The 17,063-nt window shown below is 65.2% G+C and carries 19 protein-coding genes; 7 read left to right on the forward strand and 12 right to left on the reverse strand.

The window, feature by feature from the left end; all coding sequences use genetic code 11:
- Window positions 1-49: 49 nt before the first annotated feature.
- Window positions 50-436, reverse strand: a complete 387-nt coding sequence (locus C163_RS21200; RefSeq protein ID WP_025340503.1) for a hypothetical protein — start codon at window positions 434-436, stop codon at window positions 50-52.
- Between the two features lie 179 nt (window positions 437-615).
- Here C163_RS21200 and pyk point away from each other — a divergent pair, with 179 nt between their 5' ends.
- Window positions 616-2,070 (forward strand): pyruvate kinase, encoded by a 1,455-nt coding sequence (gene pyk / locus C163_RS21205; RefSeq protein ID WP_013974057.1) that lies wholly within the window; start codon window positions 616-618, stop codon window positions 2,068-2,070.
- 125 nt (window positions 2,071-2,195) lie between these two features.
- On the opposite strand, the gene C163_RS21210 is transcribed toward pyk, so the two are convergent.
- Window positions 2,196-3,116 (reverse strand): iron-sulfur-binding ferredoxin reductase, encoded by a 921-nt coding sequence (locus C163_RS21210; RefSeq protein WP_025340504.1) that lies wholly within the window; start codon window positions 3,114-3,116, stop codon window positions 2,196-2,198.
- A 374-nt stretch (window positions 3,117-3,490) separates the two neighbouring features.
- Between C163_RS21210 and C163_RS21215 the strand changes: the two genes are divergently transcribed.
- A complete protein-coding gene (locus tag C163_RS21215; protein ID WP_025340505.1) occupies window positions 3,491-5,014 on the forward strand; it encodes a fumarate hydratase in 1,524 nt (507 codons plus the stop codon).
- Window positions 5,015-5,135: 121 nt separating this feature from the next.
- On the opposite strand, the gene C163_RS21220 is transcribed toward C163_RS21215, so the two are convergent.
- Together C163_RS21220 and C163_RS21225 are read right to left on the reverse strand one after the other, a co-directional pair.
- Complete coding sequence (locus C163_RS21220; RefSeq protein WP_025340506.1) at window positions 5,136-6,014, reverse strand: carbon-nitrogen hydrolase family protein; 879 nt, start codon at window positions 6,012-6,014, stop codon at window positions 5,136-5,138.
- Window positions 6,011-6,601: a GNAT family N-acetyltransferase gene (locus C163_RS21225; protein WP_013974061.1), complete on the reverse strand. Its 591-nt coding sequence runs from the start codon at window positions 6,599-6,601 to the stop codon at window positions 6,011-6,013. The genes C163_RS21220 and C163_RS21225 overlap by 4 nt, the downstream gene beginning before the upstream one ends.
- A gap of 115 nt (window positions 6,602-6,716) precedes the next feature.
- Between C163_RS21225 and C163_RS21230 the strand changes: the two genes are divergently transcribed.
- Window positions 6,717-7,115 (forward strand): nuclear transport factor 2 family protein, encoded by a 399-nt coding sequence (locus C163_RS21230; RefSeq protein WP_025340507.1) that lies wholly within the window; start codon window positions 6,717-6,719, stop codon window positions 7,113-7,115.
- Window positions 7,116-7,233: 118 nt separating this feature from the next.
- On the opposite strand, the gene C163_RS21235 is transcribed toward C163_RS21230, so the two are convergent.
- The 6 genes from C163_RS21235 to C163_RS21260 form a co-directional block, all read right to left on the reverse strand.
- Window positions 7,234-7,812, reverse strand: coding sequence for a DJ-1/PfpI family protein (locus C163_RS21235; protein WP_025340508.1), 579 nt, complete (start codon window positions 7,810-7,812; stop codon window positions 7,234-7,236).
- 51 nt (window positions 7,813-7,863) lie between these two features.
- On the reverse strand, window positions 7,864-9,021 hold the full coding sequence (locus C163_RS21240) for a phosphatidylserine/phosphatidylglycerophosphate/cardiolipin synthase family protein (RefSeq protein ID WP_025340509.1): 1,158 nt from the start codon (window positions 9,019-9,021) through the stop codon (window positions 7,864-7,866).
- 1 nt (window position 9,022) lies between these two features.
- Entirely contained in the window at window positions 9,023-9,604 is a 582-nt protein-coding gene (locus C163_RS21245) for a YceI family protein (protein WP_025340510.1), read from the reverse strand.
- Window positions 9,605-9,648: 44 nt separating this feature from the next.
- Window positions 9,649-9,945 (reverse strand): hypothetical protein, encoded by a 297-nt coding sequence (locus tag C163_RS21250; protein ID WP_025340511.1) that lies wholly within the window; start codon window positions 9,943-9,945, stop codon window positions 9,649-9,651.
- Window positions 9,942-11,021 (reverse strand): serine hydrolase, encoded by a 1,080-nt coding sequence (locus C163_RS21255; RefSeq protein ID WP_025340512.1) that lies wholly within the window; start codon window positions 11,019-11,021, stop codon window positions 9,942-9,944. The genes C163_RS21250 and C163_RS21255 overlap by 4 nt, the downstream gene beginning before the upstream one ends.
- Window positions 11,022-11,193: 172 nt before the next feature.
- Window positions 11,194-12,081 carry an acyl-CoA dehydrogenase gene (locus tag C163_RS21260; protein ID WP_025340513.1) on the reverse strand — a complete coding sequence of 296 codons (888 nt, stop codon included), beginning with the start codon at window positions 12,079-12,081 and terminating at the stop codon, window positions 11,194-11,196.
- 160 nt (window positions 12,082-12,241) lie between these two features.
- Here C163_RS21260 and olsB point away from each other — a divergent pair, with 160 nt between their 5' ends.
- On the forward strand, window positions 12,242-12,997 hold the full coding sequence (gene olsB / locus C163_RS21265; protein ID WP_015271672.1) for an L-ornithine N(alpha)-acyltransferase: 756 nt from the start codon (window positions 12,242-12,244) through the stop codon (window positions 12,995-12,997).
- Window positions 12,997-13,785, forward strand: coding sequence for a lysophospholipid acyltransferase family protein (locus C163_RS21270; protein ID WP_025340514.1), 789 nt, complete (start codon window positions 12,997-12,999; stop codon window positions 13,783-13,785). Before olsB ends, C163_RS21270 begins: the two co-directional genes overlap by 1 nt.
- Before the next feature lie 122 nt (window positions 13,786-13,907).
- Here the strand turns inward: C163_RS21270 and C163_RS21275 are convergent, their stop codons facing one another.
- On the reverse strand, window positions 13,908-14,492 hold the full coding sequence (locus tag C163_RS21275; RefSeq protein ID WP_025340515.1) for an ACP phosphodiesterase: 585 nt from the start codon (window positions 14,490-14,492) through the stop codon (window positions 13,908-13,910).
- A 150-nt stretch (window positions 14,493-14,642) separates the two neighbouring features.
- On the opposite strand from C163_RS21275, the gene C163_RS21280 reads away from it, so the two are divergent.
- Entirely contained in the window at window positions 14,643-14,945 is a 303-nt protein-coding gene (locus C163_RS21280) for a helix-turn-helix transcriptional regulator (protein ID WP_003258229.1), read from the forward strand.
- A gap of 17 nt (window positions 14,946-14,962) precedes the next feature.
- Window positions 14,963-16,012, forward strand: coding sequence for an alkene reductase (locus tag C163_RS21285; protein ID WP_013974072.1), 1,050 nt, complete (start codon window positions 14,963-14,965; stop codon window positions 16,010-16,012).
- A 123-nt stretch (window positions 16,013-16,135) separates the two neighbouring features.
- Here C163_RS21285 and C163_RS21290 read toward each other — a convergent pair whose 3' ends face one another.
- Window positions 16,136-17,005, reverse strand: a complete 870-nt coding sequence (locus C163_RS21290; RefSeq protein ID WP_025340516.1) for a hypothetical protein — start codon at window positions 17,003-17,005, stop codon at window positions 16,136-16,138.
- Window positions 17,006-17,063: the final 58 nt, after the last annotated feature.

Consider the following 17,063-nt stretch of genomic DNA (forward strand, 5'->3'; position numbering starts at 1 on the left):
TTAGCGCAGCACGCGCGGCAAATCCCGTGAAATAAATCACACCTTGGTGTTAACGCCAAGGTGCGGCGGTCACCGGGTTTGCCACAGCGGCTTCGGCGCCGCGCAAATGGCCGAGTTTCTCCAGGGTCTGCAGGCGTGCCTGGGCACGATAGGCGTATTCATTGCCCGGGTACTGCTGAATCAGGTACTGGTAGGTCTGCGCCGCATCCACGTACAAGGCCTGGCGCTCCAGGCACTGGCCGCGCAGCAGCGACACCTCGGGGTGGATGAACGGTCGCGCACGGCTGGTGCGGTCGACCTGCGACAGCTCGAGCATGACCCGTGCGCAATCACCACGGTCGTAGGCGCGGTAGGCATTGTTCAGGTGGTGGTCCATGGACCAGCGGGTGCAGCCGACGGCGCTGGCCGCCAGGGCTAAAACGATCAGGGCTCGCATGGGGGTCTCCTTTGATGCCAGTGTATCGGCCTTTGCCGGCAAATCTTCACACCCTTTTGCAAGGATACCCTGCCCGTTCAAATGCCACCCTGCCATGGTCGCAGGTAGTGCAACGGAACAATGACTACAGCGAGATTCAGGAGTAGCCTTTCGCTGCGCTTCACTATAGGAGTCTGTGCATGAGCATCCGCCGTACCAAAATCGTCGCCACCCTTGGCCCCGCCAGCAACTCGCCGGAAGTGATCGAACAGCTGATCCTCGCCGGCCTGGACGTGGCACGCCTGAACTTCTCCCACGGCACTCCGGACGAGCACAAGGCCCGCGCGCGCCTGATCCGTGACATCGCCGCCAAGAACGGCCGCCATGTTGCACTGCTGGGCGACCTGCAGGGTCCGAAGATCCGCATCGCCAAGTTCGCCAACAAGCGCATCGAATTGAAGATCGGTGACAAGTTCACCTTCTCCACCGCCCACCCGCTGACCGAAGGCAACCAGGACATCGTCGGTATCGACTACCCCGACCTGGTCAAGGACTGCGGCGTTGGTGACGAGTTGCTGCTCGACGATGGCCGCGTGGTGATGCGCGTCGAGACCGCCACCGCAGATGCCCTGCACTGCGTGGTGATCATCGGTGGCCCGCTGTCGGACCACAAAGGCATCAACCGTAAAGGTGGCGGCCTGACCGCACCTGCCCTGACCGAGAAAGACAAGGCCGACATCAAGCTGGCCGCGGAAATGGACCTGGACTACCTGGCCGTGTCCTTCCCGCGTGACGCCAGCGACATGGAATACGCACGCAAGCTGCGTGACGAAGCTGGCGGCAGCGCCTGGCTGGTGGCCAAGATCGAACGCGCCGAAGCGGTGGCCGACGACGAAACCCTCGACAAGCTGATCCTCGCCTCCGACGCCGTTATGGTCGCCCGTGGCGACCTGGGCGTGGAAATCGGCGACGCCGAGCTGATCGCCATCCAGAAGAAGATCATCCAACACGCCCGCCGCAACAACAAGGCGGTGATCGTGGCGACCCAGATGATGGAGTCGATGATCCAGAACCCGATGCCGACCCGTGCCGAAGTGTCCGACGTGGCCAACGCCGTGCTGGACAACACCGACGCGGTGATGCTGTCGGCCGAGAGTGCCGCCGGTGCCTACCCGATCGAAGCCGTCCAGGCCATGGCCCGCATCTGCCTGGGTGCCGAAAAGCACCCGACCAGCCAGAAGTCCAGCCACCGCCTGCACACCACCTTCGAGCGCTGCGACGAGAGCATCGCCCTGGCGGCCATGTACACCGCCAACCACTTCCCGGGCGTGAAGGCGATCATCGCCCTGACCGAGAGTGGCTACACCCCGCTGATCATGTCGCGCCTGCGTTCGCACGTGCCGATCTTCGCCCTGTCGCCGCACCGCGCTACCCAGGCCCGTGCCAACATGTTCCGCGGCGTGTACCCGATCGCCTTCGACCCGGCCTCGCTGCCGGCCGACAAGGTGAGCCAGGCAGCGGTCGACGAACTGCTCAAGCGTGGCCTGGTGGAGCAAGGTGACTGGGTAATCCTGACCAAGGGTGACAGCTACCACACCATCGGTGGCACCAATGGCATGAAGATCCTGCATGTCGGTGATCCGCTGGTCGGTTGATCCTGCTTGAAAGGGGGCCGCTTTGCGGCCCTTCGCGACACAAGGCCGCTCCTACAAGGGATACGCATTCCCCTGTAGGAGCGGCCTTGTGTCGCGAAAGGAGGGCAAAGCCCTCCCCTGCTCACTCAGGCATGCTCGACAAACACATCGGCAAACACCTGCCCCCGCGGCACCCCGGCAATGAACAGCCGCCGGGCAAACCGCTCGACACTCCCCGGCGCTCCGCACACCAGCGCCACCGTCTGCCGCGATGACGGCCGCAACCCGGCCAACGCTTCATCCAGCTGCTCTGCCAGTACCAGCTCGACATTCACATCCGCCATCTCCCGCAACGGCTCGGCCAGATAATGCCCAACGCCCTCGCGCGCCACATGCATGACCATGATTTCCCCTTGGTGCCCCTGCCGCAGAGCCTCGCGCAAGATGCCCCACAACGGCGCCAGCCCGGTCCCCGCCGCCAGCAACCACAGCGGCCGCTGCTGCCAGTCCGGGTCGTAATGCAAGGCCCCACCCCTTAGCTCGCCCAGGCGCAGCTCATCACCCAGCTGCAAGCCACGGGCCTTGTCACAAAAGGCGCCGGGGTGCTGGCAGTCGATATGAAACTCGAGGAAATCATCTTCGCCCGGCAGGCTGGCCAAGGAGTAAGGCCGCGCCACCGCACCATTCCACAGCACCACATGCTGCCCCGCCTGGTAACGCATTGCCCGTTCGGGCCGCAGCCGCACGCGCAGCACATCGCCGAACCAGTCCAGGGCACAGACCTGCGCCGGCACGCCATCCTGCTGCGGGTCGAACAGCGCCACGCGCAGGTCCTCGACTACCCGGCACTGGCAGGCCAGGCGCCAGCCCTGGGCATGCTTGTCCTGCGCCAGGGCCTCAGGCATGGCATCCAGCGGTTGCCCGCCCAGGCAGTGCACCAGGCAGGCATGGCAACTGCCAGCGCGGCAACTGTAGGGCACATTCAGCCCGGCCTCGTTCAAGGCATCGAGCAGGTTGCTGCCGGTCGGCACCGCCCAGCGGCGCTCGCCCACGCAAAGTTCGGGCATTTTCAGCTATCTCTTCCAGCTCTTGAGTTTCTGGGGCCGCTTTGCGGCCCTTCGCCGGCAAGCCAGCTCCCACAGGTAATGTGCAGGCTTCAGGCCTGGTGCAATCCTGTGGGAGCTGGCTTGCCGGCGAAGGGGCTGCAGGGCAGCCCCCTCCAAGCATCCTATCTCTACAACAAGTCAGCAAGAACAATGCCTGCCACCTGCCGACCATGGTCCAGACCGGCCGCAGGTGTGCCCGGCACGGATGCGCGCTATACTGCCGCGCCTTTTTCCGTCGGCCTGACCTGCCGGCGCCTTGCAAGGCGCTTCGACACGCTGGTCGGCACCGTCGAGCGCCGTAATGAATGTTCCCGTCTTTAAGAGGAGCGCGCTGCATGACCGTGATCAAGCAAGACGACCTGATTCAGAGCGTCGCCGACGCCCTGCAATTCATCTCGTACTACCACCCCGTCGATTTCATCCAGGCCATGCACGAGGCCTATCTGCGTGAAGAGTCGCCTGCTGCGCGCGATTCCATCGCCCAGATCCTGATCAACTCGCGCATGTGCGCCACCGGCCACCGCCCGATCTGCCAGGACACCGGTATCGTCACCGTGTTCGTGCGCGTGGGCATGGACGTGCGCTGGGACGGCGCCACCCTGAGCGTCGACGACATGATCAACGAAGGTGTGCGTCGCGCCTACAACCTGCCTGAAAACGTCCTGCGCGCTTCGATCCTGGCCGACCCGGCCGGTGCCCGCAAGAACACCAAGGACAACACCCCGGCAGTGATCCACTACTCCATCGTCCCCGGCGACAAGGTCGAGGTCGATGTCGCAGCCAAGGGCGGCGGCTCGGAGAACAAGTCGAAGATGGCCATGCTCAACCCGTCCGACTCGATCGTCGACTGGGTACTGAAGACCGTCCCGACCATGGGCGCTGGCTGGTGCCCGCCTGGCATGCTCGGCATCGGCATCGGCGGTACCGCCGAGAAGGCCGCCGTGATGGCCAAGGAAGTGTTGATGGAGTCCATCGACATCCACGAACTGAAAGCCCGTGGCCCGCAGAACCGCCTGGAAGAAATCCGCCTGGAGCTGTTCGAGAAGGTCAACCAGCTGGGCATTGGCGCCCAGGGCCTGGGTGGCCTGACCACCGTGCTCGACGTCAAGATCATGGACTACCCGACTCACGCCGCTTCGCTGCCGGTGTGTATGATCCCCAACTGCGCCGCCACCCGCCACGCCCACTTCGTGCTCGATGGCTCCGGCCCGGCCGAGCTGGAAGCGCCGTCGCTGGACGCCTACCCGGAAATCGTCTGGGAAGCCGGCCCGAGCGCCCGTCGCGTCAACCTCGACGCCATCACCCCGGAAGAGGTCGCCAGCTGGAAGCCGGGCGAAACCATCCTGCTCAACGGCAAGATGCTGACCGGCCGCGATGCCGCGCACAAGCGCATGGTCGAAATGCTCAACCGTGGCGAAGAGCTGCCGGTGGACCTGAAAGGCCGCTTCATCTACTACGTTGGCCCGGTCGACCCGGTCGGTGACGAAGTGGTAGGCCCAGCCGGCCCGACCACCGCCACCCGCATGGACAAGTTCACCCGCCAGATCCTCGAGCAGACCGGTCTGCTGGGCATGATCGGCAAGTCCGAGCGCGGCCCTGCGGCCATCGAAGCGATCAAGGACAACAAGGCCGTGTACCTGATGGCCGTCGGCGGCGCTGCCTACCTGGTGGCCCAGGCCATCCGCAAGTCGAAGGTCCTGGCCTTCGCCGAGCTGGGCATGGAAGCGATCTACGAGTTCGAGGTCAAGGACATGCCGGTGACCGTTGCCGTGGACAGCAACGGTGAGTCGGTACACATCACTGGCCCTGCCCTGTGGCAGAGCAAGATTGCCCAGAGCCTGGCAGTCGAAGTGAAGTAAATCTGCTGCAAAAGCGTCACGGCCCTGCTCCTTGTAGGAGCAGCCTTGTGCTGCGAAGAGGCCTTGTGTCACCCACAGATATTTGGGTGAGCACAGGCCCATTCGCAGCACAAGGCTGCTCCTACAGGGGGCAGATCCGGTCAAACTGCTCCGGCCAATCCCTGCGGGTAAACACCTGCCCTTCCCGCCTCACCCGCCGTACTTCCTCAAGGTCCACCTCACAGACCAGCCACTGACTGGTTGCAGGGCTCGATTCTTCACTCAAGGCCACCACCCCATCCCCCGGCATCCCATGATCCGGAGGCACGAACAGCCCTGCCCGGCCGATATTCTCGTCCAGCGCCGGCGACCAGGGCGCCAGCCCGACCGTAGGGCTCTGCAACACCGCAATCTGGTTCTCCAGCGCCCGCGCCTGGGCACCGATACGCACCCGGTGGTAACCCGCCTCGGTGTCGGTACAGCTCGGGGCGAGGATCAGGTCGGCACCACCCTCGGCCAGGCGCCGCGCCAGCATCGGGAATTCGTTGTCGTAGCAGATCAGGATGCCGAGGCGCCCCAGTTCGGTGTCGAACACCTGCAGCCCTTGGCCCGCCGCGATGTCCCATTGCTCACGTTCGAAACGGGTCATCATCAGCTTGTCCTGGTAACCCAGTACACCCTTGGGGCCGAACAGCCAGGCACGGTTGCGGTAGCGCCCATCGCTGTCCAGCACCGGCATACTGCCCGGTTGCAGGTAGATACCCCAACGCCTGGCAATGCCTTCGCACAGCGCCTTCCAGGGCTCGATCAGCGGCTGGATGCCGGCGATGGAGGCCTTCAGGTCACCCCGCTGCTCGGCACTCAGCTGCCCGCTGAGCACCAGCCCGGCGTACTCCGGCAAAAGCAGCAGGTGGGCCCCCGCCTCCACCGCTTCGGCACACAGGCCTTGCAGGTGGTCGGCGTAGGCCTCCCAGGTTTCATGCAGCTCGATGGCGTACTGGCAGGCCGCCAGGCGGATCATATCGGCAGTTCCTTGAGCCAGAACGACATCAGCTTGTCGGAGCTTTCCTGCTCGTCCAGGTCGCGCCAGGCGTAGCTGGTGCGCAGCGACGGGTCGTGCAGGAAGCCGCGGTTACGCCAGAAGCCATGCAATGGCTTGTAGTCCGCTGGCCGCCGTGGATGCACGCCTGGCCGCTCGACCGCACAGAACGCGCAGTAGTCGAACTCGGCCAGCTTGTGGGCGTAGGACTCGCGCTCGATGAAAAAGCGCACCCCCAGGCCCTGGCCACGGTACTCGGGCAGTACCACCGATTCACCGAAGTAATACACGCTGGCCGGGTCGCGCCCCTGGGCCAGGAACGGCTGCTGAAACTCGGGGGCGACATCCACCAGCGGCAGGCCGGTGGAGGCACCAACGACCTTGCCGTCGTCCAGTGCCAGCACCACCAGGCTGCGCCCGGAGCGGGCATAGGTGGCCAGGTAGTCGGCCTCGTACTCCGGGGTGCCGTCGTAAAGGTAGGGAAACTCGCGGAACACGGTAAGGCGCAGGCGAGCGAGGTCATCGATGTAAGGCGCGATAGCGGCGCCGTGCAACAGGCGTATTTCCATGCTTGGCGGTCGTTTTGTCGATGTGGATGACGCGCTCGGCTAAGCCGGGCTTGAGGGGAAACCCTATCATCCGGAGCAACGACCCGCCTTTTCCCTCCACGACAGGTATTGTTCCATGACCGCTACCGAACTGGTAAATGCTTACTACGCCGCCTTCAACGCTGGCGACATGCCGGCCTTTCTCGCCCTGCTCAGCGAGGATGTGATCCACGACATCAACCAGGGCGAGCGGCAGATGGGCAAGGCCCGGTTTGCAGCGTTCATGGACAAGATGAACCGCTGCTACCGCGAGCGCCTGGCCGATATCGTGGTGATGCAGAACGCCGACGGCAGCCGTGCGGCGGCGGAGTTCACCGTGCATGGGGAATATCTGGCCGATGACGAAGGGTTGCCGGCGGCCAACGGGCAGACCTATGTACTGCCGGCGGGGGCGTTCTTCTATATCCATTGCGGGAAGATTGCCCGGGTGACCAACTACTACAACCTCAATGACTGGGTTGAGCAGGTGGCCTGATTAGAGTGTATTGCCTGTACTGGCCTCTTCGCGGGCATGCCCGCTCCCACAGGGATCCCACACGACTTGAGAGCAGTGAGGTACATGTGGGAGCGGGCATGCCCGCGAAGAGGCCCTGTCAGGCAATACGGGTACCAAGCACCTTGAGGAATGCCGCCAACCACGCCGGATGTGCAGGCCATGCCGGTGCCGTCACCAGGTTGCCGTCCACATGCGCCTGGTCCACCGCGATATCGATGAATGTCCCGCCCGCCAAGCGCACTTCCGGGGCGCACGCCGGGTACGCACTGCATTCGCGCCCTTCCAGCACGCCGGCCGCCGCCAGCAACTGGGCACCATGGCATACCGCCGCGATCGGCTTGCCGGCCTGGTTGAATGCGCGCACCAGCTCTAGGACCTTTTCATCCAGGCGCAGGTACTCCGGTGCACGTCCACCCGGGATCAGCAACGCGTCGTAACCCTCGGCACGCACCCGCACGAAATCGTAGTTCAGGGCAAAGTTGTGCCCCGGCTTTTCGCTGTAGGTCTGTTCGCCCTCGAAATCATGAATCGCGGTACGCACGGTCTGCCCCGCGACCTTTTCCGGGCATACCGCATGCACCGTGTGCCCGACCATGCTCAGCGCCTGGAACGGCACCATGACTTCGTAATCTTCGACGTAGTCGCCGACCAGCATGAGAATTTTCTTCGCCGTCATCGCACCCACTCCTTCGATTGCCTTGAGACAGTCACTGCACGATAGCCGGTCTCAGTCGCGACGGTCGAGCAAGTTGACCACCAACCGGTCCAGCCACCCCCACAACCGCTGCTTCACCCGGCGCCACAGCGGCCGGGCATTCCAGTGGCCCAGGTCGACCACCTCGCTCAAGGCGAAATCACGCTCGAAACTGGCCTGCACGGCAGCCGTCAGCGGCGGGTCGAGTGCCTCGATATTGGCCTCGAGATTGAAGCGCAGGTTCCAGTGATCGAAGTTGCATGAGCCGATACTGACCCAGTCGTCGATCAGCACCATCTTCAGGTGCAGGAAACACGGCTGGTACTCATAGATGCGCACCCCGGCGCGCAGCAGACGCGGGTAATAGCGGTGCCCGGCGTAACGTACCGAGGGGTGATCGGTGCGCGGCCCGGTCAGCAGCAGCCGCACATCGACCCCCTTGCCGGCAGCCCGGCGCAGCGACCGGCGCACGCTCCAGGTCGGCAGGAAGTAAGGCGTGGCCAGCCAAACTCGCTGCTTGCCGCTGTTGATCGCCCGCACCAGCGAATGCAGGATGTCCTGGTGCTGGCGGGCGTCGGCATAGGCCACCCGGCCCATGCCCTGCCCCTGCGCAGGCACCTTGGGCAGGCGCGGCAGGCCAAAGCCCTCGGCGGGGCGCCAGGCAGTGCGACGGTTGTTGGCGTGCCACTGGCGGTCGAACAGCAACTGCCAGTCGCTTACCACCGGCCCCTGCATCTGCACCATCACCTCGTGCCATTCACTGGTCGCCTCGCCCGGTGTCCAGAACTCGTCGGTGACGCCCGTGCCGCCCACCACTGCCCAGCGCTCGTCCACCAGCAGCAACTTGCGGTGATCGCGGTACAGGTTGCGCAGGCCACGCTTCCAGCGCAGGCGGTTGTACCAACGCAGGTACACACCTGCGTCCAGCAGGCGCTGACGCAACTGGCTGTTGAAAGCCAGCGAGCCATAGTCGTCGAACAGGCAGCGCACCCGCACGCCACGTCGGGCAGCCTGCTCCAGCGCTTCGACCACCGCATCCGCGCAGTCACCGGCCTCGACCAGGTACAGCTCCAGGTCGACCTGGAACTCGGCGCGCATGATCGCCAGGAGCATGCGCGGAAAAAACTCGGGGCCGTCGATCAGCAGCTCGAACTGGTTGCCATCCCGCCAGGGAAAGACCGGCCCCGGCATGTCAGCGGGCGGTGAAGATCAGCACCGCGCTAACCGGCACCGACGGGTTGATGGACTTGAGCCCGGCGAGCTTGCGCAGGCGTTGCAGCCCCGGCAGCAGGCCGAAATCCTCGGCGCGCAGCACCAGGGGCTCAAGGGTCACCACCTGGAAGCGTCGCTCGTCCAGGCGGGTGGCCAGCAGCAGGGCGTTGTAGCTGTGCGACTGGCCATGCAGGGTCACGGTCAGTGGCAGGCGCAGTTCGATCTGGGCACCGTTGGCCAGGTCGTTGATCGGCCGCAGGTCCAGTTGCGCCTGCACCTTGGCTTCGGCAAAGCGCTCGACCTCGAACAGGTCCTCGCGCATGCGTTCGTCACGCAGCGGAATGCCGCTGCTCACCGAGTCCATCTCGATGCTCAACCCGGCCACACCCTTGCGGTCGACCGTGCCATGCAGCACCAGGAAGCGGTGCACTTCGGCGGTGTTACCGTTCTTGCCGGTAATGAACGAAAGGCGCGAAGACTCGCCATCGAGGTGCCAGTTGGCATGGGCGGGCAGGCAAAAAGCCAGCAACAAGGCGGGCAGCAGGCGGGGCAGCTTGAACATGACAGATCTCGTGAAACCAGGCCGCCAACCTTACCCGCCCGCCTTCACGGCAGCAAGCGGCAGCCCTCGCGCGGGCCTTGCCAGGCGGCCTGATTGCGACGGCCCAGGCCTTCAGCGGTGACCTGCCGCTGTTGGCTGTCTTCCTCCAGCAGGCTCAGCGGCAGCCATTGCTTCACGTAGCCTTGGCAATACGCCGGCTCGAACCCCATGACGAAGCGGCACGAGCAATATTCCTTGGCCGAGTAGGCCGAAAGGATACCGGGGAAGTCCGCCAAGGCCTGGCGCTCGTGCCAGGCCCAGTACACCAGCCCCAGCAACACCACCAGCAGCACCCGCTTCATGCCCCCTCCCCGGCCAGCGCCGCGAGTATCCGCTTGAGCAGTTCGTCGTGCTGGTAGCTGCCGTCGCGATCATCGGCGTAACGCACGATCACCAGCTTTTGCGCGGGCAGCACGTACAGCGCCTGGCCCCAGTGGCCAAGGGCTGCGTAGGTGTCCGCGGGTGCACTCGGCCAAGGCCGTGCAGCGCCGGCCAGCGGCTGGTTGAGCCACCAGTGGCCACCGGGGTTGGCCTCGCCGGGCAGCGCTTCGGCCTCGGCAAACGGCGTGCGGTTGAAAGCCACCCAGGGCTTGGGCAGCAATTGCCGATCCTGCCAGCGCCCGTCGCGCTGCATCAGCAGGCCGATGCGCGCCAGGTCGCGAGCGCTGAGGTACAGGTAGGACGAACCCACATAGGTACCCGCGCGGTCCCGCTCCCATACCGCGCTGTCGATCCCCAACGGGGTGAACAGCGCATGCCAGGGGTAGTCGGGGTACTGACCGGCATCGAGCATGCCGCGCAACGCGGCGGCCAGCAGGTTGCTGTCGCCACTGGAATAGAGAAACCGCTGGCCCGGGCTGGCCGCCGCTTCCCGCGCCGCCGTATAGGCCGCCATGTCCTCGCGGCCACGGGTATACAGCATGGCCACCACCGAGGACTTGAGCGGGGCGTACTCGTAGTCTTCCTGCCAGTCCAGGCCGCTGGCCCAATGCAGCAGATCGGCCATGCGCACGCCGGGATGGGCGTGCATGGCCGGGTAGAAGCGGGTGACCGGGTCCTGCAGCTGGAAGCGGCCTTCGCCCTGGGCTACGCCCAATAGCGTGGCGAGTACGCTCTTGCTGATCGACCAGGTCAGGTGGGCGGTGGCGGCGGTATTGGGGGCGGCGTAGCGTTCGTGGAGGATGCGACCGTCGCGGATGATCAGCAGGGCGTCGGTGCGGATGCCGCTGCGTTCGGGGGTGGCGTGTGCGGGGAAGGCGTAGGCGTCGACGGCTTGCCAGTCGAGGGGGGTGTTGTCGATTGGCCAGTCGGGTTCGGGCCAGTCTTCGGCCCGGGCACAACCCGCAACCATTATCAGGATGATCAACAGTACCTTCATCGTGATCGCCGTTATTGGGGCCGCTGCGCAGCCCTATCGCGACACAAGGCCGCTCCTACAGAGGAACGCGTCAAGTTCAGGCTGACGCTGTACCTGTAGGAGCGGCCTTGTGTCGCGAAAGGGCCGCAAAGCGGCCCCAGGATTCATCGGATCACACAAACCTATCAGGCATTCATGACAATCCCGCAGCAGCCCAAGCCTTGTTCAGCCGCTTCTCCCGCGCCGCCGCCGCCAGCGCCATCACCCCCTGGTCACGCTGCCAGATCTGCGCCCACTGCGCCGGCCCCGCCGCCAACGCAGCATCGATCTCCCCTCGCAGCGCCTGGAACTGTGCAAACAATCCCCCTAGCAACAAATGGCAACCAACGCTATCGGCGCACTGCCGGCTACCTTCGGCACACCCGGCCAGCAGCCCAAGCAACTGCAGGCGCAGGGCCTGCGGCCAGGCGCACTCCTGCCCCACGCCATATAGCCAGGCCGTCAACGCCGTAAGCACATACAAGTCCTCCAGCGAACGGAACGGCTTCACATAGGCATCCCAACCATCACCGGCCAGCAACTCGCACGCCGCCTGCTCCAGCACCAGTCGCCCATGGCCCACCTCCGGCATCAGCGGCAGGGTCGGCAGCGCTTCCAGCGTCACACCAGGCTCCCCGGGGTAGACCACCGCCAGGTTCAACTGCGGCGCCGCGCCCGTCGCCTCGCAGCGCGCCGCCACCAGCAGCCATTCCGCCTCCAGGCCGGCAGTGACGAAGTCCTTGCTGCCGGTCAGCCGCAAGCCGTCCAGGCGCGTGCGCATGTCCGCCGGCCGCACGCTGCGCCGCTCGGTGGCGCACAGGGCACCGAGGCTGGGTGGAGCACTGGGCCACAGCACGCGCAAGGCGGCCTGGTAGCCGACCAGGAAGGCCAGGCCCGGGGTGGCCATCGCGCGCCCGCCGAGCACCGCCAGTTCGAACGGGGCAACCGGGCCAAGGCGCTCGAGCAGCGCGGCATAGGTTTCGCCCAGGGTGCCCGCCAGCGCTTGGCGAAGCGGGTCGTTGAGTCGTTGCAACCAGGCCATCGGTCGGCTCCTTGCTGAGGGGCTTTCAGTTGAGGCTCAGGGGGTGTCACGCAAGCATCACCAAAGATTCACAGGGGTGACACCCCATCTACCTAGGCTGACTTTGCACAACAAAGCCGACCGGCCGCAACCCTTCATGGCTGGCTTATGGAGACTCGTAATGACTCGGATCGCTCACGCTGGCGACAACAGCACCGAACGCCGTCTGCAAGCCGAACGCCTGGTTGGCGCTGCGGCCCTGCAGGAAGCCCAGGCCCTGCGCTACAAAGTGTTCAGCGCCGAATTCAAGGCCAAGCTCAAAGGAGCCGAGCAAGGCCTGGACATGGACGACTACGACGTGCACTGCCGCCACATTGGCGTACGCGACCTGAGCACTGGCGAGCTGGTTGCCACCACCCGCCTGCTCGACCATCAGGCCGCCAGCAGCCTGGGCCGCTTCTATAGCGAAGAGGAATTCAGCCTGCACGGCCTGTTGCAGCTGCAGGGCCCGATCCTGGAGCTGGGCCGCACCTGCGTAGCCCCCGATTACCGCAACGGCGGCACCATCGCCGTGCTCTGGGGCGAACTGGCCGAAGTGCTCAACGAAGGCCGCTACAGCTACCTGATGGGCTGCGCCAGCATCCCCATGCAGGATGGCGGGGTGCAGGCCCACGCGGTGATGCAGCGCCTGCGTGACCGCTACCTGTGCACCGAGCACCTGCGCGCCGAGCCGAAGAACCCGTTGCCCAACCTGGCCCTGCCGAACAACGTCATTGCCGAAATGCCACCGCTGCTCAAGGCGTACATGCGCCTGGGCGCGAAGATCTGCGGCGAGCCGTGCTGGGACGAAGACTTCCAGGTGGCCGACGTGTTCATCCTGCTCAAGCGCGACGAACTGTGCCCACGCTACGCCCGCCACTTCAAGGCAGCGGTCTGATGCCGAAGCTGCGGGTAATGGCCCGCCTGACTCGACTGCTGCTGGTACTGCTGCTGGGCATGCTGATGGCCAGCGTGATCGCCCTGGGCGAACGCCTGGGGTTCAAGGCGCCGATCGAGCGCCGCCAGCGCTGGACCTGCCTGTTCATGAAGCGCCTGGTCGCGGCCCTGCCCTTCGATGTGCGGGTGGTCGGCGAGCTGCCGCAGCGGCCGATGCTGTGGGTCAGCAACCACGTGTCCTGGACCGATATCCCGCTGCTCGGCATGCTGCTGCCGCTGTCGTTCCTGTCCAAGGCCGAAGTGCGCCACTGGCCGGTGGCCGGCTGGCTGGCGGAAAAGGCCGGCACCCTGTTCATCCGCCGTGGCGGGGGCGACAGCCAGCGCCTGCGTGAACAGATCGCCGGGCAGCTGGGCCTTGCCCGGCCGCTGCTGATCTTCCCGGAAGGCACCACCACCAGCGGCCGTACCCTGCGCACCTTCCATGGTCGCCTGCTGGCAGGCGCCATCGACCGTGGCGTGGCGGTGCAGCCGGTCGCTATCCAGTACCTGCGCGATGGCCAGATCGACCCGATTGCACCGTTCATTGGTGACGATGACCTGGTGTCGCACCTGATGCGCCTGTTTGCCCTGCCGCGGGGCGAGGTATGCATTCACCTGCTGCAGCCGATCGGCAGCGTGGGCAAGGAGCGAGCGGTGCTGGCGCTGCAGGCGCAGCAGGCGATTCACCTGGCGTTGTTCGGGGTTGAAGAAGTTGAGCTGGCGCCACGGCGGCAGGCGCGGGCTGCCTGAATTCTTGCACTGCCAGTACCGGCCTCTTCGCGGGCTTGCCCGCTCCCACAGGGCCCGCGCATATCTTGAGAACTGCGCCAACCTGTGGGAGCGGGCAAGCCCGCGAAGAAGCCAGCGCAGGACTAACTGCCAGACAACCGGCCAGCCGCTGCAAACGCCTGCAACTGTGGATAAAACTCCCTGAAGTCCGCCAGCAATGGCTCATACAGCCGCTCCAGCTCCCCCATCACCCCAGCCATCCCCTCCGGCCGCGACAAGCGCCGGGCAATGCCGTTGAACACCTGCTCCAGCGTGGCAAAGTCGCCATACGCCCCCAGCCAGTCATCCGCCGCCATGAACGGCGCAATCCGCGCAAGCCGCCCCGGCAACTCGGGCTCCGCCAGCAGCACCCGATAAAAGTCCCCGGTGAACTGCGCCAGCGGCTGCTCGGCATAATCCCGCCAATGCCGGGCCAGGCAATGGTCGAAAAACACATCCAGAACAATGCCGGCAAAGCGCCGCCGCTCCCGCGGAAAGCGCGCCAGTGCCGCCAGCACCAACGGATGCTGGTCGGTATAGCTGTCGATATGCCGGTGCAGCCGGATGGCCGCCTCCAGCGCAGGCGGGAAGCGCCCTTCCAGCGAGCCTTTGACGAAGTCGCCATACAGGCTGCCAAGCAGTTGTTGCGGCGCCGGGCCGCCAAGGTGCAGGTGTGCGAGGTAGTTCATGAGCGCAGTCTAGCACCGCCGCCCCCTATATCGTTATAACGCGATATAGCGATTCGTGCTCAGCTCAGAACCTCTTCATATTTGTATATCGGGAATCCACGATTTACATTTCGCCCTATCGCGATATACCGCTACAACGAGCCTCAACCCATGCCTCTCGATCTCGACGAAATCATAAAAGCGCTGGCCCACCCGGTCAGGCGAGAAATCCTCAGCTGGCTGAAGGACCCGGCAACGCAATTCCCCGACCAGTACCACAGCACCGAGAACGGTGTGTGTGCCGGGCAGATCGACCAACGCTGCGGCCTGTCGCAGTCGACCGTCTCCGCCCACCTGGCCACGCTGCAGCGCGCCGGGCTGATCAGCAGCCAGAAGATCGGCCAATGGCACTTCTTCAAACGCAACGAAGCCACTATCCAGGCGTTTCTCGAACAACTGCGCCAAGCACTCTGAACAGGCAGGTAACCGTCATGACCACGCTTTTCGATCCGATCACCCTGGGCGACCTGCAACTGCCCAACCGCATCATCATGGCCCCGCTCACCCGCTGCCGGGCCGACGAAGGCCGCGTGCCCAATGCGCTGATGGCCGAGTACTACGTGCAGCGCGCCAGCGCCGGGCTGATCCTCAGCGAGGCGACCTCGGTCAGCGCCATGGGCGTCGGCTACCCGGATACCCCTGGTATCTGGAACGACGAGCAAGTGCGTGGCTGGAACAATGTGACCAAGGCCGTGCATGCCGCTGGCGGGCGCATCTTCCTGCAGCTGTGGCACGTTGGCCGCATCTCCCACCCCAGCTACCTGAACGGCGAGCTGCCGGTGGCCCCCAGCGCGATCCAGCCCAAGGGCCATGTAAGCCTGGTGCGCCCGCTCAGCGACTACCCCACCCCACGCGCGCTGGAAACCGAAGAAATCATCGACATCGTCGAGGCCTACCGCAGCGGTGCCGAGAATGCCAAGGCTGCCGGTTTCGATGGCGTGGAGATCCACGGTGCCAACGGCTACCTGCTCGACCAGTTCCTGCAGAGCAGCACCAACCAGCGCACCGACCGCTACGGCGGCTCGCTGGAAAACCGTGCGCGGCTGCTGCTGGAAGTGACCGATGCGGCCATCGAGGTGTGGGGCGCAAACCGCGTGGGCGTGCACCTGGCGCCGCGTGCCGATGCCCATGACATGGGCGATGCCGACCGTGCCGAAACCTTTACCTACGTGGCCCGTGAGCTGGGCAAGCGGGGTATTGCCTTCATCTGCTCGCGGGAAAAGGAAGCCGATGACAGTATCGGCCCGCTGATCAAAGAGGCGTTCGGTGGCCCGTACATCGTCAATGAGCGGTTTGACAAGGCCAGTGCCAATGCAGCCCTGGCCAATGGCAAGGCCGACGCCGTGGCGTTTGGCGTGCCGTTCATTGCCAACCCTGACCTGCCGGCGCGGCTGGCGGCGGATGCGCCGTTGAACGAGGCGCGGCCGGAGACTTTCTATGGCAAGGGGCCGGTGGGGTACATCGATTATCCGCGGTTGTAACTGAAATCGCCGGGGCCGCTTTGCGGCCCTTTCGCGACACAAGGCCGCTCCTACAGAGGAACGCGATTTCCTGTAGGAGCGGCCTTGTGTCGCGATAGGAGGGCAAAGCCCTCCCCTGCAATGTCACGGCCGGGCATTGATCTGCTGCTGCAGGTTCTGGATCTGGCTCTGCAAGGTATTCAGGTTGCGGGTCGTCTGCGCCCGGAAGGCGTCGAATTCCTGCACCGAAGCACCACTGGACGCCGCCGCGGCCGGGCGGTTGTCGATCTGGCTCTTGAGCACCAGGATGTCCTGCTCCAGGTCCTGGATGGCCGCGCTCGGGTTACCCTGCTTCTTCAGCGCTGCCACCTCGTTGCCCAGGCTCTTGAGCTGCCCGTCCAGCTTGGCGCCATCAGCCTGCGCGGCCTTCAGCGCAGCAACCTGTTCGTTCAGGCCCTTGAACTGGGTATCCAGCTTGCCACCATCGACCTGGCCCGAGCGCAACGCGGCCAGCTCGCCATTCACCGCCTTCAGTTGCGCCTGCAACTGGCTCTGCAGCTCGGTCACGGCCTTCTGCTGTTCACGGGTATCGGCCAGCACCTGCTCCAGGCGCTTGCCCAGGTCGCCGGTCTGCCCGGCCACACCCTTCTGCAACTGGCGCAGCTGCAGCTTCAACGCCTCGCTGTTGGTAGTGGCGCCGGATTCGCTGGCCGCCACCTTGCCGCTGATCGCCTGCAGGCGCCCGGCCGCCTCTTCACTGATGCGGGCAAAGCTTTCCTGGGTCGCCACCAGTTGCTGCTCCATCAGCGAGATCTGCTGGAAGCTCCACCAGCCAAGGCCCGCCAAGGCGATGAACGAGGCCCCGAGCAATGCCCATAGCGGCGCCGTGCTGGCACCGCGAGCGGCTTTCTGGCGGCTGCGCACCACGTGCGCCGGCATCAGTTCGTCATCGTCATGGGTGCCGGCCCGCAGGGTAGGCACGTCATCGTAGTCATCGTGAGCATGGTTACGCATGGATACATTCAACCGCGGTAGTCGCAAAGAGGCACGAGTATAAACCGCCAGCGCGGCG

Origin of the sequence: Pseudomonas sp. FGI182, from assembly GCF_000511325.1 — a bacterium.
Classification (GTDB): domain Bacteria; phylum Pseudomonadota; class Gammaproteobacteria; order Pseudomonadales; family Pseudomonadaceae; genus Aquipseudomonas; species Aquipseudomonas putida_Z.